This window comes from Dactylosporangium sp. NPDC000521 (assembly GCF_042898305.1).
Taxonomy (GTDB): Bacteria; Actinomycetota; Actinomycetes; order Mycobacteriales; family Micromonosporaceae; genus Dactylosporangium.
In genome coordinates, this window is record NZ_JBIAYW010000004.1 from 401,927 (window position 1) to 416,314 (window position 14,388).

The 14,388-nt window shown below is 75.6% G+C and carries 12 protein-coding genes; 7 read left to right on the top strand and 5 right to left on the bottom strand.

Annotated features, from left to right (window positions below; translation table 11 throughout):
* Window positions 1-120: 120 nt before the first annotated feature.
* Window positions 121-729: an adenylate kinase gene (locus tag ACFY3L_RS16010; RefSeq protein ID WP_389323461.1), complete on the bottom strand. Its 609-nt coding sequence runs from the start codon at window positions 727-729 to the stop codon at window positions 121-123.
* Window positions 730-842: 113 nt separating this feature from the next.
* Between ACFY3L_RS16010 and ACFY3L_RS16015 the strand changes: the two genes are divergently transcribed.
* Window positions 843-3,644, top strand: coding sequence for an AAA family ATPase (locus ACFY3L_RS16015; RefSeq protein ID WP_389323464.1), 2,802 nt, complete (start codon window positions 843-845; stop codon window positions 3,642-3,644).
* A gap of 133 nt (window positions 3,645-3,777) precedes the next feature.
* On the opposite strand, the gene ACFY3L_RS16020 is transcribed toward ACFY3L_RS16015, so the two are convergent.
* A complete protein-coding gene (locus ACFY3L_RS16020; RefSeq protein ID WP_389323467.1) occupies window positions 3,778-4,386 on the bottom strand; it encodes a class I SAM-dependent methyltransferase in 609 nt (202 codons plus the stop codon).
* Between the two features lie 69 nt (window positions 4,387-4,455).
* Here ACFY3L_RS16020 and ACFY3L_RS16025 point away from each other — a divergent pair, with 69 nt between their 5' ends.
* Window positions 4,456-5,670: an MFS transporter gene (locus ACFY3L_RS16025; RefSeq protein ID WP_389323470.1), complete on the top strand. Its 1,215-nt coding sequence runs from the start codon at window positions 4,456-4,458 to the stop codon at window positions 5,668-5,670.
* A gap of 3 nt (window positions 5,671-5,673) precedes the next feature.
* On the opposite strand, the gene ACFY3L_RS16030 is transcribed toward ACFY3L_RS16025, so the two are convergent.
* Window positions 5,674-7,038, bottom strand: a complete 1,365-nt coding sequence (locus tag ACFY3L_RS16030) for an MFS transporter (protein ID WP_389323473.1) — start codon at window positions 7,036-7,038, stop codon at window positions 5,674-5,676.
* A gap of 64 nt (window positions 7,039-7,102) precedes the next feature.
* Here ACFY3L_RS16030 and ACFY3L_RS16035 point away from each other — a divergent pair, with 64 nt between their 5' ends.
* Together ACFY3L_RS16035 and ACFY3L_RS16040 are read left to right on the top strand one after the other, a co-directional pair.
* Complete coding sequence (locus tag ACFY3L_RS16035; protein ID WP_389323476.1) at window positions 7,103-7,330, top strand: hypothetical protein; 228 nt, start codon at window positions 7,103-7,105, stop codon at window positions 7,328-7,330.
* Window positions 7,331-7,443: 113 nt separating this feature from the next.
* Window positions 7,444-8,319: a hypothetical protein gene (locus ACFY3L_RS16040; RefSeq protein ID WP_389323479.1), complete on the top strand. Its 876-nt coding sequence runs from the start codon at window positions 7,444-7,446 to the stop codon at window positions 8,317-8,319.
* Between the two features lie 8 nt (window positions 8,320-8,327).
* On the opposite strand, the gene ACFY3L_RS16045 is transcribed toward ACFY3L_RS16040, so the two are convergent.
* A complete protein-coding gene (locus ACFY3L_RS16045; protein WP_389323482.1) occupies window positions 8,328-8,681 on the bottom strand; it encodes a winged helix-turn-helix transcriptional regulator in 354 nt (117 codons plus the stop codon).
* Window positions 8,682-8,729: 48 nt separating this feature from the next.
* On the opposite strand from ACFY3L_RS16045, the gene ACFY3L_RS16050 reads away from it, so the two are divergent.
* Window positions 8,730-9,395 carry an NAD(P)-dependent oxidoreductase gene (locus ACFY3L_RS16050; RefSeq protein ID WP_389323485.1) on the top strand — a complete coding sequence of 222 codons (666 nt, stop codon included), beginning with the start codon at window positions 8,730-8,732 and terminating at the stop codon, window positions 9,393-9,395.
* Between the two features lie 108 nt (window positions 9,396-9,503).
* On the opposite strand, the gene ACFY3L_RS16055 is transcribed toward ACFY3L_RS16050, so the two are convergent.
* Entirely contained in the window at window positions 9,504-10,586 is a 1,083-nt protein-coding gene (locus tag ACFY3L_RS16055; RefSeq protein WP_389323487.1) for a barstar family protein, read from the bottom strand.
* A gap of 79 nt (window positions 10,587-10,665) precedes the next feature.
* Between ACFY3L_RS16055 and ACFY3L_RS16060 the strand changes: the two genes are divergently transcribed.
* Complete coding sequence (locus ACFY3L_RS16060) at window positions 10,666-11,622, top strand: TIGR03885 family FMN-dependent LLM class oxidoreductase (protein WP_389324579.1); 957 nt, start codon at window positions 10,666-10,668, stop codon at window positions 11,620-11,622.
* A 40-nt stretch (window positions 11,623-11,662) separates the two neighbouring features.
* The gene (locus ACFY3L_RS16065) at window positions 11,663-14,380 is read left to right on the top strand and encodes an ATP-binding protein (protein WP_389323490.1); all 2,718 of its coding nucleotides are present in this window, start codon (window positions 11,663-11,665) and stop codon (window positions 14,378-14,380) included.
* Window positions 14,381-14,388 lie beyond the last annotated feature (8 nt).

Below are 14,388 nucleotides of genomic sequence, written 5' to 3' on the forward strand. Positions count from 1 at the left end.
GGAACCGCCGCGTGCTCCACCGGCGGGTTGACGAACAGCGCGGCGAGTCATCGCCCGGACGGCGGGATCTCCCCGCCCCGGGCGATGCGCCGCGCCGGCACGGGGTGCGGCGCCTCTCTGTCAGGCGGCCAGCGGGACGGGAGCCGGACCGGGACACGGTCTTCTGCGCCGCAACGCCGACACCACCGTCGACGTCACCCGGTCCGGCTCCGGCATGCCGTCGACCGACAGCAGGATGCCGCGGTGGCGGTACCACTCCAGGATCGGCTCCGTCATCAGGTGGTACAGGGCGAGCCGGCGGCGGATGACGGGCTCGGTGTCGTCGCTGCGGTGCTCGATCGCGGAGCGGGCCAGCAGGCGGCGGACCACCTCGTCGTCGTCGGCGCGCAGGTGCAGCGCGACGTGCGCGGTCGCGTCGAGCGACAAGGCGATCTGGTATGCCGCCCACGCCTGGGCGGGCGTGCGCGGGTAGCCGTCGAGCACGTAACCGCCGCCGGCGGCCGTCGCGTCGGCGAGGGCGCTGCGGACCAGGTCCTGCATGACGCCGTCCGGCACCAGCTCGCCGCGGTCCAGGTGCACCCGCACGGCGCGGCCCAGGCTCGTGCCGCACGCGACGTGGCGGCGCAGCAGGTCGCCGGTCGCGAGGTGCGGCACGCCGAAGTGGGCGGCGAGCCGGGCGCCCTGCGTGCCCTTGCCGGCTCCGGGCGGCGCGATCATCAGTACCCGCATGGGATCTCCTTCTCAGTTGCGTGGCTACCCCATGAATCCTGCGGCGGCCCCGGAACCCGCGGCATGGGTCAGATGACTGCTTCCCCGGCTACCGTGGGCATCGGGGGATGCCCGTGACGCTTCCAGCGGAGCCGGTGGCACTGCGCGGCCGGACGTCCGAGTTGCGGACGATCGACGCGGTGCTCGCCGGTGCCGAACCGCCAGGCCCGAGCCTGCTGCTGCGCGGCGACCCGGGCACCGGTAAGACCGCGCTGCTCGACGCCGCCGCCGCGCGGGCCACCGCGGCCGGGGCGCGGGTGCTGCGGGCGGCGGGCGCGCCGTTCGAGACCGGGATCCGCTTCTCCGCGCTGCACCAGCTGCTGTACGCAACCCGGGACTTCGCCGGGCGGCTCCCCGACGACCAGCGCGACGCCCTCGCCCACGTGCTCGGCCGCGCCGGCGCCCGCGAGACCGACCCGCTGGTGCTGTCCACGGCCGTGCTCGCCCTCGTCATCGAGGTCGCGGCCGGCCACCCGCTGCTGCTGGTCGTCGACGACGCCCAGTGGATCGACGCGGCGAGCGCGACCGTTCTCGGGTTCCTCGCGCGACGCGTCGCCGGCACCCACGCGCGGTTCCTCGCCGCCGTCCGGTCGGGTGCGGGTGGCGTCTTCGACGAGACGCGGCTGCCGGAGCGGACCGTCGGCCCGCTGCCCGCACGGGCCGCGGCGGCGTTGCTGGACTCCCACCACCCCGGCCTGCCGGGCATCGTGCGGCGGCGGCTGCTCCACGACGCCGCCGGCAACCCGCTCGCGCTGCTGGAGCTGCCGGCGTCGCTCACGCCCCGGGAACGGTCGGGTCAGGTCGCCCTGCCCGCGTTCCTGCCGCTCAGTGACCGCCTCGAGGCGGCGTTCGCCGCCGGGCTCGCCGGGTTGCCGGAGCCGACCCGGGCCATGCTCCTGCTGGCCGCGCTCGACCACGATGCGGATGTCGCCATGGTACGAGCGGCCGCCCGCCCGCACGCGGACCTCCGCGACCTGTCCGCGGCGAAGCGGGCCGGGCTGATCCGCGTGGTCGAGGGCGGTCGCCTGGAGTTCCGCCACCCGCTGGTCCGCGCCGCGGTCGCCCAGCTCGCCACCGTCGACGAGCGGCGGCAGGCGCATGTTGCGCTCGCCCGGACGCTCGGGCCCGCCGTCGCGGCGACACCGGCCGGGTGCCGCGGGACCGCACCGGAGCGCCGCGCCCGTCACCTCGCCGACGCCGCCACCGGACCCGACGAGGTCGTCGCCCGCGCGCTGGACGAGGTCGCCCAGGCCGCCTGGACCGGTGGCCGCGGCGGCCGGCCACGCGGCGGCGCCGCCGGGGCGGTCACCGCGCTCGTGCGCGCCAGCGAGCTCAGCGACCGGCCCGGGCAGCGGTCCCGGCGGCTCGTCGAGGCGGCGTTCCTCGCCAACGTCACCGGCCAGCTCGACCGGGTGCCGCAGCTGCTCAACGACGCCGGGCAGACCACCAACACCGCCACCGGCCTCGTGTTCGCCACCACCGCGCACCTGCTGACGAACGGCGACGGCGACGTCGACGCGGCCCACCGCCTGCTCGTCAAGGCGCTCGACGACCTCGACAGCATGCCCGGCAACGGCTGGGACGCCTACGGCCTGCTGTACGCGCTGCTGTTCGTGTGTGTCTACAGTGGACGCACCGAGCCGTGGGAGCTGCTTCGGGCGGCGCTGACCCGGTTCGACCCGCGGGCCGTCACCGCGCTGCAGCTGTGCTACGACGCGTACGCCGACCCGGTCGGCACCGCCGACCCGTCGCGGCACCGGCTCTCCACCGCGTTCGAGGACCTGTCCAGCGACCCGGCGCCGTGGCAGTTCATCCCGCTCGCGTACGCCGCCGTCCAGCTCGACGCCCTCGCCGGCTACCGGCACCTGTGCCATCGCATCATCGACCGGGAGCGCGACGGCGGCATCGTCACCGTCGTCATCGCCGGGCTGCTGATGCTCAGCGTCGACTCGATCGCGCACGGGCAGTGGGACGAGGCGGAGCGGCTGGCGGAGGAGGCCCTCGAGATCGCCCGCGCCGACGGCTACCACCTGCTCGAAGGGCAGCTGCGGTGCCGGCTGGCGCTGATCAAGGCGTACCGCGGCGACACCGCCCGCGCGCGGACGCTGACCGACGAGGTGACCCGCTGGGCGGCGCCGCGCGGCGTCGGGCTGACGCAGGCCCTCGCCTCGCAGGCCCGCGCCGTCGCCGCGCTCGGCCGGCGCGACTACGAGGACGCCTACGTGCAGGCCGGCCGGATCGGCCCGCCCGGTCACCCGAGCTTCGGCGTGCCAGGCCGATGGATGGTCCTCGACTCCGTCGAGGCGGCTGTCCACATCGGACACCTCGACGAGGCGCGGGCGCACGTCGACGCCGCGCGGCGGGCCGGGCTCGCCGGCGTGTCGTCCCGCGTCGCGCTGCTGACCGCCGGCGCCGCCGCGCTCGCCGCCCCCGACGACGACGCCGAACGGTGCTACACGGCCGCGCTCGCGCTTCCGGGCGCCGACCAGTGGCCGTTCGAGCAGGCGCGGATCCGGCTCGCCTACGGCGAGTGGCTGCGGCGTACCCGCGACACCACCGCCGCCAGACTGCAGTTGCGGGACGCCCTGGAGAGCCTCGAACGGCTGGGTGCCCGGCCGTGGGCGGACCGGGCCCGCAACGAGCTGCGCGCCGCGGGCGTGGCCACCGCCCGGTCCGAGCCGGCGGCGGCGCTGACCCCGCAGGAGCGGCAGATCGCCACGCTCGCCGCCACCGGGCTGACCAACAAGCAGATCGGCGAGCGGCTGTTCCTGTCGCACCGCACCGTCGGCGCCCACCTGCACCGGGTCTTCCCGAAGCTCGGCATCACCTCGCGCGCCGCCCTCGCCGCCGCGCTCGAGGCTCAGGTGAGCGGGTAGTCGCTCCGCAGCACCCCGGCCACCGCCGAGGTCCTGGCCTTCGCCCACGCCGCCGACGACCTGACCACCCACGCCCCGTGACCGGACCCGTCCGCCGCGGGATCGATGCACGGCGGACCGGTGCGGCGGGGCCCTACGCCGCCGGGCGAAGGACGGCGACGAGGAAGTCGGAGCCCGGGGTGAAGGGGCGGAGGTCCCAGGTGGCCAGGAGCAGGTCCGGAACCAGGCCGGCGGCGTCGGCGTCGCCGAGGAAGTCGTCGAACTCGTAGCCGCGGCCGGCGCCGAAGCCGATCACGACCCGGCCGGCGCCCCGCAGGTGCGCTCGCATCCGGCGCAGGACCTCGCGGCGGGTGTCCTTCGCGACGAACGTCATCACGTTGCCGGCGCAGACGATGGCGTCGAAGCCGTCGGGGACGTCGCGGGCCGGCAGGTCGAGCTCCGACAGGTCACCGACGAGCCAGGTCGCGGACGGGTAGGAGCGCCGGGCGGCCGCGACCAGGACCGGGTCGAGGTCGACGCCGAGCACGTCGTGGCCCACCAGGGCCAGGTGGCCGCCCACCCGGCCCTGACCGCAGCCGGCGTCGAGGACCCGGGCGCCGCGGGGCAGCATCGCGTCGACGAGGCGGGCCTCGCCGACGAGGTCCGCGCCCGCCTCGGCCATCGACCGGAACCGTTCGATGTAGCGCTGGGAGTGCTCCGGGTCGGCCTCGATGAGCTCGAGCCAGGCGTTGCGGTCGGACATCCGCGGTTCCTTTCAATTTCGAAAAACCGAACCCGCGACTCGGCGCCTCCGGTTCGGCATGATGATCCGGTGTCAGCGTCTCATCCGCGCGCTCTGGCGCCGATCGCGTTCGCCTACGCCACCTTCGTCCTCGCCGGGTTGAGCGCCGGGGTCGGCGGGGTGCTGCTCCCCGCGCAGCTGCGCGACTACCACCTCGACAAGGCTACGATCGGCGTCACGTTCTTCGCGTTCTCGGCCGGGTTCCTGCTCGCCGGGGCGACCGCCGGGGCGCTCATCCACCGGCTCGGGACCAGGGCGGCGCTGACCGCGGGCGGCGTCGCGTTCATCGCCGCGGGGCTCTGCACGGCGACCCGCCCGGCCTTCGCGGTGCTCGTCGGGGTGCAGGTCGTCGCCGGGTACGGCACCGGCGTCCTCGAGTCGGTGCTCAACGCGTACCTCGCCGCCCTGCCGGGCTCCACCACGCTGCTCAACTGGCTGCACGCGTTCTTCGGCGTCGGGGCGTTGATCGGCCCGCCGCTCGCCACCTGGATGCTGGGCTTCACCGCGTGGACCTCGGTGTGGCTGGTCCTCGCCCTGGCGTGCGTGCCGCTCGTCGCCGGGTTCCAGCTCACGCTGCGCGCCACCGCCGGCAGCGCCCCGGCCGGCGCCCTGACCGGCATCCAGCCCCCGCCGCCCGCGCGCGGTCTGGTCCGCACGGCCACCCGGCGGCCGGCGGTGCTGCTCGGGGCGGTGTTCCTCGCCGTGTACGTGGGGCTGGAGATCAGCGTCGGCAACTGGGGCTTCAGCTACCTCGTCGCCGAACGCGGCCACGGCGACCTCCTCGCCGGGTACACGGTCAGCGGCTACTGGCTCGGCCTGACCCTCGGCCGCTTCGTGCTCAGCCCGGCCACCGCCCGCCTCGGCTGGACCGCGAACCGGCTCATGACCGCCTGCCTGATCGGCGTCACCGTGGCGTCGGCGCTGCTGTGGCTCGTGCCCGCGACGGCTGTGGCGGCGTTCGCGCTCCTCGGCTTCTGGCTCGGGCCGATCTTCCCCACCACGATGGCGGTCGCGCCCGCCCTCGCCCCGGGCGACCTCGCCCCCACCGCGATCGGCCTGCTCAACGGCGTGTCGGTGCTCGGCGGCGCGCTCTTCCCGTTCCTGGCCGGCGCCATCGCGGACCGGTCCGGGTTGTGGACCCTGGCCCCGTTCGCGCTCGCGCTGGCCGTCGCGGAACTGCTCATCTGGTGGCCCACCGCCCGGCACATGACCGCCCCGGCCCCCGCACTGCCGGCCGGCGCCTGAGCCTCAGCGCTCCCGGGTCCGCGACCGGGTGCCCGCCCGCGCCGGCGGCGCTTCCGTGCCGGGCCGCGGCCGCGTCGACTCCGCCGTGCCCGCCGCCGTGTCCGGCGCGCCGGCGACCGGATCCGCCGCGATGACCGCCGGGTCCGCCGCCGCTTTCCCGTTGCCCGCCGGCGGATCAGCATCGCCCCCAGGCGGACCAGTGTCGTGCTCCGGTGGATCCGCGTCGTGGGCCTGGCGGGCCAGGGCCAGCAGGACGCAGCCCGCGGCCGCGAGTGCGCCGCACAGCAGCAGGGCGGCCCGCGGCCCGAGCGCCTGCACCGCGCCGCCGCCCAGGACGCCCGAGACCAGCGAGCCGAAGGTCAGCGTGTTGGCGAACATGGTGGTCGCCCGGCCGGTGGCGCCCGGCATCAGGTCCTGCATGAGCGTGATGCCCAGCGCGCCGACCACCGCGATCGCCACCCCCCGCGCCACCTGCGTGCCGACGAGCTGCGGCAGGTTCACGCTCGCCGCGACGAGCGCGAAGTACCCGACGAACACGACCATGCCCGCCAGGATCATCCGCCGCCGGCGGACGCGGGCCGGCAGCAGCACCAGGGCGAGGGCGGCCGGGATCTCGACCAGCGCGCACACGCTGAACAGCAGGCCGACGTCGCCGTCGGGAAGGTCGAGGGTGCGCGTCACGTACAGCGGCAGCGCCACGGAACCGGCGAGCATCGCGGTGTGGAACATGGTGAAGCTGCCCGCGGCCAGCAGGACGGTCCGGCCCGTCCGGCGGCCGCCGCCGCCCGCCGCCGGGTGCGGTGCGGGCGCGGGGGTCGGCCCGAGCAGCAGGACCGGCAGCGCGACCACCGCGAACGCGAGCGCGGTGAGCGCGAGGAGCCCCCGGTACCCCTGCCACGCCAGCACGGCGGCACCGATCATCGGCCCGATCGCCCACGCCAGGGACCACACCGAGCGCAGCAGCGGCGTCCCGCGGCGGGAGCCGCCGCCGGACCGGCCGTCGAGGTGCGTGCGCGCCAGGGCGAACAGTTGCGGGAACGCCGCCATGCCCGCGCCCAGCAGCCCCGCGGCGATGAGCAGCAGCAGGGCGTAGCTGGTCGTCGTGGTCAGCGCCAGGTACCCGGCCGCCGGCGCGGCCACCGCCACCAATGCGGGCCACCGGCCGTTCGAGCGGTCGAAGCGGCGGCCGAGCCAGGTGCTCACCGCGAGCCCGCTGGCCGCGATGAGCGACATGAACACGCCCGCCTGCAGCGGCGTCAGCCGCGCCGCGTCGGTGCCGAACAGCACCAGGTACGGCCCGATCATCGAGTCGGCGATGCCGAGCAGCAGCACGCCGGCGAGCAGCGGCGGCAGCCTGGAACGCGTCACCGCTTCCTCATTCCCCATCGCCCGGGGAACCATCCATCGCCGCGAGTTTGGACGCTCATCGTCGATGGCGTGGGCGGTGGTGATGCCGCTGCTCGCGCACCGGGTCGGCGACTGGCTCGCGGTCCCCGGCCTCGTCTGGGCGCTCGGCGTGGCCGCGACCGCCGCCGCGCTCTGTGTGGCCGTCCCACGCTGGCGGGACCTGCCGCTCGTCGCGGGCCGTCCGTGGTGGCGCTGGACCGGCGCCGCCGTCTCCGGGGCCGCGGCGGCGGCCATGGCGCTGCTGGTCACCTGACCGTGCCGGCACCGGCCCACCCCACCGGCCGGACGCGCTGGGCCATCGAGCCGCTGCGACGCTGACCGAACGGGTGTAGGCGGCGCAGCGGCCCGCCCGTAAGGTCGCGTGCTGTGACTGTAGAGGTGGAGCGGCCGGCGCGGCCGGCGCAGGTGACCGTGGCGTTCTGGTTGCAGCTGGCCGGGGTGGCGGTGTTGCTGACGCTGGTCGGGATGGTGGTCGCCTACGCGGTGCACTTCGACGGGGAGATCTCGCGGGCGGCTGCGGCGGTGCCGGGTGTGGACCCGCGGGAGGTGAGCGACGAGCGGACCGGGAACGTGGTGTCCACGCTGTTCGTCGGGGTGCCGGCGCTGGTGCTGGCGCTGTGGCTCGGGATCACGGCGCTGCCGGTGCTGCGGGGCAGCAACATCGCCCGGATCTTCGTGTTCGTGGCCGCCGGCGGCCAGCTGATGCTGCTTCTGCTGCAGATGTGCGGCGGGTTCCTGCTGCTGCCGCTGCTCGCCACGGCCGACTGGGCCGACGAGCCCGTCACCGTCGACGACGGGGCGACGTGGGATTCGTCTGAGCCCTCGCGGTTCCAGGACGTCCTGTACTCCGGCGACGACGACTTCTCCGACCTCACGTTCCTGGGCGGCGCACTCGGCGTGTTCGCCGTGCTGATGCTCAGCGTGGCGATCGTGCTGATGCTCGCGCTGCCGCCCGCGCACCGCTACTTCGTCCCGCGGGCCGCCGCACCGGTGCCGCCCGCGTGGCCGGCCTACCCCGGCCCCTACTTCATCTGCCCGGACCCGGCGGCGCACGTCGCACCGGCCTGGCCCGCCGCGAACGTCACACCGGCCGGGGTGCCGGCGCACGTCGTACAGGCACCGCAGACGCCACAGGAGCAGCCGGCGCACGTCGTACAGGCGCCGCAAACGCCACAGGAGCAGCCGGCGGCACCGGAACCGCCGGCGCCAGTCGTACAGACGCCGCAAACGCCACAGGAATAGCCGAGGCGTCAGGAGTTGGCCGACCGGGCGGCGAGCAGGGCCGGAAGGTGCTCGGCGCTCCACGCCCGCACCGCCTCGATGAGCGTGAGCAGCGTGCGGCCGAGGTCGGTCAGCGCGTATTCGACGCGCGGCGGATGCTCGGGGAACGCCGTGCGCACCACGAGCCCGTCGCGCTCCATCGCCCGCAGCGTCTCGGTGAGCACCTTCGGCGTGACGCCGCGCAGCGGAACCCGCAGCTCGGTGAAGCGACGCGGGCCGTGCTCCAGGCACAGCACCACCATCGCCGTCCACTTGTCGCCGATCTGGAACGGCAGCGCGCCCGACGGGCACACCGGGTCGAACATCCGCGGGTCCAGGTCCATCCCGGTATCCTTGCAGTAACCGGGCTCAGCACGGCTACCGTCCGGGCCATGAGCAGCATCGTCATCTTCGGAGCGGGCGGCCGGGCGGGGCGGGCGGTCACCGCCGAGGCACTTGCCCGTGGACATCAGGTCACCGCGGTGGTCCGCGAGCCGGCAAGACACCCGGGCATCGCGACCGCGGGCGTGCGCGTGGTGCGGGGCGACGTGCGCGACAGGCAGGCGACGGCGGCGATCCCGCGCGGGCATGCCGCCGTGGTCAGCGCGGTCACCCCCGCGTCGAGCCCCGAGGCGCTCGCCGCCCTCGGCCCGCTCGACGCCCGGTTCTTCGCCGACGCCGCCGACGCGCTCGCCGAGGGGCTGCCGCGGGCCGGGGTGCGGCGGCTCGTGGTCATCGGCCTGTTCGCGAACCTGCTCGGCGCCGACGGGCGGCCGGTGCACGACGACCCGGCGGCGTTCCCCGAGCAGCTGCGGCCGTTCGCGCTGTCGCACTCCGCAGGCCTGGATCGCCTGTGTACGGCCGGCGCCGAAGTCGACTGGCTGATGCTCACCCCGCCGGCCGGGCTGGACGCGGCGGGACCGCGGCTCGGCCGGTACCAGATCGGCGGCGAGACCCTGCCCGCGTCGGGACTGTCCTACGCGGACCTGGCCGTCGCCGTGCTCGACGAGATCGAGGAGCCGACCCTGCACCGGCGCCGGGTCGCGGTCTCAGGGTAGGCGGGGTCGACACACGGCGCCCTCACCGTCCTGCCGATCCCGGCCTGGCCGTCGACGGGCCACCGCAGCACCGTGAACCTCTGAGCCGCCTGCAGGGTGGGTCGCCGGCTACTGCGGGACCACGGCGACCTGCCTGCGGCGCAGGAGATCGACGATGTCGTCCTGGTACGTCCGGCCGGTGGCGGGGTCACGGTCGAACACCCGGCCCGACGCCGCGAACCCGTGCCAGATCAGCGTGAAGGGCGGCACCACGCCGAAACCGCCGCCGAGGCAGTCGCGGAACGCGTTCCACTCCCGCCCGTAGTACCCGCCGGGGCCGGCGATCGCCTCGCTCAGCGCGCAGTGCAGCCCGGTGTGGTCCGTGACGTCGCCGCCGGCGAGGTGGTGCACGCCGCCGGAGCGGTCGGGCCGGCCCTCCTCCAGGGTGCCGTAGGTGAGGTCCAGCCACGCATACCTCGCCGGCTCGTCCAGGTCGCGCCACAGCCCGGGCTCCCGCGGCCTCCCCCGGCGCCAGATCTCCCAGGCGGGGCGCGCGTCCTGGCCCGGCAGCTCGTAGGCGGGGATGCGCACGTCCAGCAGCCCGCCGCCGAGCACCGACGGGGCGGACGCCTCGACCGGCGCGTACACCCAGATCTTCGCCATGGCCCGGCCCGTGTCGTCCAGCGGCAGCACCCGCACCTCACTGTCGGGACTGCCGGGCCACGCCCCCGGCGCGGTGAGCGGCTCGAGCCCGATCAGCCGCAGTGACCTCGGTGGTGGCGGCGGCCGGTGTACGGCCAGGCCGTCCGCCGCGTCCGCGGAGGCGACGACCCGCTTCCCGGGGCCGCTGAGGTCGAACCGGGTCGCCGGCCCGGCTCCGCGCATCTCGTCCACGCTCCTGACACCGGCGCCCAGGACCACGTCCACCAGCCCGGCGCCCGCGGCGCGGACGGTCAGGATCTCGGCGTCGTCCAGCTCCCACCAGCGGACGGGATCGCCGGCGATCAGACCCTCGATCCACGCCCGGCCCAGGTGGCCCGGCACCGGTCCCGGGCGGCAGCCGCGCAGGGTCAGGATCTCCCGCGGCGGCACGGCCACGTCCACGAACAGCCCGTCGACGGCCGCACACCGCCCCAGCAGCCGCTCGCCGTCCGCGACGACCAGCGCCCGCACCGGAAACGGCCACGCCCACGACGTCCGCGCATCGACCACGCCCGCAAGGATCGCACGGTCGCCGCGAGCGGCGTGGACCGTGCATAGCGACGGGGCGCGGATGGGTAACAGGGCCGGCATGACGGTCTTCGGGTTGCACAACTCGCACGAGCAGGTCCATCCGTCCGCGCTGCTGGCCGCGGTACGACAGGCGGAGGCCGCCGGGTTCGGCGCGGCCATGTGCTCCGACCACTTCTCGCCGTGGAGCGCCCGGCAGGGGCAGTCGGCGTTCGCGTGGTCGTGGCTCGGCGCGGCGCTGCAGGCGACGTCGCTGCCGTTCGGGATCGTCAACGCGCCCGGTCAGCGGTACCACCCGGCGATCATCGCGCAGGCGATCGGGACGCTCGCGGCGATGTACCCGGGGCGGTTCTGGGCGGCGCTCGGCACCGGCGAGGCCAGCAACGAGCACATCACCGGCGACGGCTGGCCGCGCAAGGACGTCCGCGCCAGGCGGCTGCGCGAGTGCGTCGACGTGATCCGGGCGCTGCTCGCCGGCGAGGAGGTCAGCCACGACGGTCTCGTCACCGTGGACCGGGCGCGGCTGTGGACGCGCCCCGACGAGCCGGTCAAGCTGGTCGGCGCGGCCGTCAGCGTCGAGACCGCCGGCTGGGCCGGGCAGTGGGCCGACGGGCTGATCACCGTGAACCAGCCGGTCGAGCACCTGCGCCGCATGATCGACGCGTACCGGGAGGCCGGCGGCCGCGGTGACCTCTGCCTCCAGGTGCACCTGAGCTGGGCGCCGACGGACGAGGAGGCGCTGGCCGTCGCGCACGAGCAGTGGCGCAGCAACGTCTTCGCGCCGCCCGTCTGCTGGGACCTGGAGACCGCCGAGCACTTCGACGTGGTGTCCGAGGACGTGACCCCGGAGCAGGTCACGAAGACCGTGCACGTCGGCGCCGACCTGGGCCGGCACACCGAGATCCTGCACCGGTACGCCGAGCTCGGCTTCGACCAGATCTACCTGCACCACGTCGGGCAGCGGCAGGACGAGTTCATCGACGTGTTCGGCGCGAAGGTCCTGCCGCAACTGCGGTAGAAAGTCCGAAGGTCGGGGCGCCGCCCTCCGATAAGCGGTTGTGTGGTCCGTCCTGCGGCAGGCCGGGCGGGCGGTGTCGCGCGCCGGGGCCCTCGCCACCCTCGTCGCGGTCCTCACCGCGGCGATGGCGGTCAGCGCCGGGGTGGCGCTGGAGGGTGTGCAGCACCGGGCGATGACGCAGGCCCTGGACCGCAAGGTCAGCTCGGTCGCCGCGGCCGTCGTCCACGAGACCGGGCGGTACGTCGACACCCTGCGCACCGTGGCGGCGGCGGCCGGCGCGTTCGAGCCGCTGACCGCGCAGAAGTTCGCCCGGGCCGTCGACCCGCTGCGGCACATGGGCCTGGCGGGTGCCACCTCCATCGCGTTCATGGTGCCCGCCGACGACGGGGAGATCGGCGGGGTGCAGGCGCTGTGGCGGGAGCGCGGGGTGCCGGGCCTGACGCTCACCCCGGTCGGGCCGGGCCCCGGCCACATCTTCTCGGTCTTCAGCGAGCCGTTCGACGGCACCACCGCCGGAGGGCTGGGCGTCGACGTCACGCAGGCGACGGCGCCGACGCGGGCCCTCGCCGACGCCCGGCGGTCCGGCCGGGTCACGGTGTCCGACACGTACCTGCTGATCCGCGACCAGAACCTGCCGGCGGACCAGCGGCAGAAGTCGTTCGTGCTGACGGCCCCGGTCTACGGCACGCCCGGCCCGCCGCCGGCGGCGGGCCCGGACGGGGAGCGGCCGTTCCTCGGCTGGGTGCTGATGGGGCTGCGGGGGCAGGACTTCATGGCCGCCGCGGTGCGGCGCAGCACCCAGAACAGCGCGGACGTGACGCTGACGGCCCGTGACGCCGACGGCACCGAGGGCACCGTAGCCGCGGTCCGCGCCGATTCCGACCGGCGCCGGACCGAGCACCGGACCGTCGACGTCGCGGTGGCGCAGGCGCACTGGCGGCTGCGGATCAGCGTCGTCGCCGCGGACCTGCCGGGCGCGGGCCCGTTCCCGATCGCGATGACGGCCGCGGGGATCGGCCTCGGCGGCCTGCTGGCCGCGTTGACGTTCGTGCTCGGCACCGGGCGGGCCAGGGCGGACGCCCGGGTCGCGGCCGCGACGGCGCGCCTGCGGCACACCGAGGCGGCGGCCCGCGACCATGCGGCGCTGCTCACCGCGGTGGTCGACAGCGTCAGCGACGGCGTCGGGGTGGTCGACGAGCACGGGCGGTTCCTGCTGCACAACCCGGCCGCCAAAGCACTGCTCGGGGTGGCGGAGGACAGCCAGGACGGTGCCGACACGTGGCAGGCGCACTACGGGATCTTCCGGCCCGACGGCGTCACACCGTTCCCCACCGGCGACCTGCCGCTCACCCGGGCCCTTGCCGGGGAGGCCAGCGACCAGGTGCCGATGGTGATCCGCAACGACGGCAACCCGGACGGGATCGTCATCACCGTGTCGGCGCGGCCGCTGCGCGGCGGCGCCGGCCGGGCCGGCGCGGTCGCGGTGTTCCACGACGTCACGGCCCGCGCCGCCGCGGACCGGGCGATCGCGGAGGCGAACACCGCGATGCGCGAGGAGCTGGCACTGCGGGAGGCGGCGGAGGCGGGGCTGCGGGCCGCGCGGGACGAGCTCGCCACCGAGCGCGCGTACCTGCGGCAGGTCCTGGACGCCCTGGACGTCACCGTCATCACCTGCGACGCCGACGGCATGCTGGTGCACACCAACCGGGCGGCGCGCGCCGCGATCCCGGGGGTGGACGCCGGCGCCGGGGTGCCGCTGCCGGCGGTCGAGAGCAGCCGCCGGGTCCGGATGGCGCACCCGGACGGCACCCCGTTCGCCGAGCACGACCTGCCGCTGCTCGTGGCGCTGCGCGGCCAGCGGGTCGACGGGGTCGAGGCGCACGTGACCCAGGCCGACGGGCACCAGCAGGTGGTGATGATGCACGCCCGGCCGCTGCGGGACCGGGAGGGGCGGATCATGGGGGCGGTCGCGTCGTGGTACACGATCACGGCGCTGCGGCAGCGGGAGGCCGAGCTGACCGCGTTCGCCGGCGTCGTCGCCCACGACCTGCGCAGCCCGCTGACGGCGATCGGCGGGTTCACCGAGTTCGTCCGCGAGTCGCTCGGCGACCGGCTGTGCGGGCAGGAGCACCGCGAGGAGCGGACGGTGCTGGACCGGACCCTGGCGACGACGGCACGGATGCGCCGGCTGATCGACGACCTGCTCGGCTACGCCGCGGCCCGCGACGCCGTGCTGGACGCGCGGGACCTCGACCTGCGCGCCGTCGTCGACGACGTGGTCACCGAGCGGCTCGCGGCGCAGGCCGTCGACCAGACCAGCCCGCCGCCGCAGATCTTCGTCGGCGCCATGCCGTCGGTACACGCGGATCCGGCGCTGCTGCGGCAGCTGCTCGACAACCTGATCGGCAACGCGCTGAAGTACACGCCGCCGGGGCAGCCGGCGCGGGTCGACATCTGCGCGACGCCGCACGGCGCCGGGTGGGTCCGGGTCGACGTCGCCGACCGCGGCATCGGCATCCCGGAGGGTGAGCACGACGCGATCTTCACCGGTTTCCACCGCGCGCACCGCACCGCGGACTACGCCGGCACCGGCCTCGGGCTCGCCATCTGCCAGCGGGTCGTCGAGCGGCACGGCGGCACCATCACCGCCAACGACAACCCGGGTGGCGGCGCCAGGCTGTCCTTCACCCTGCCCATCGCGCGGTCCGCCCGCATCACGGCGCGGTCCCGCGTCCCCTCTGACCAGCAGATCGGCTGATCCGGCGG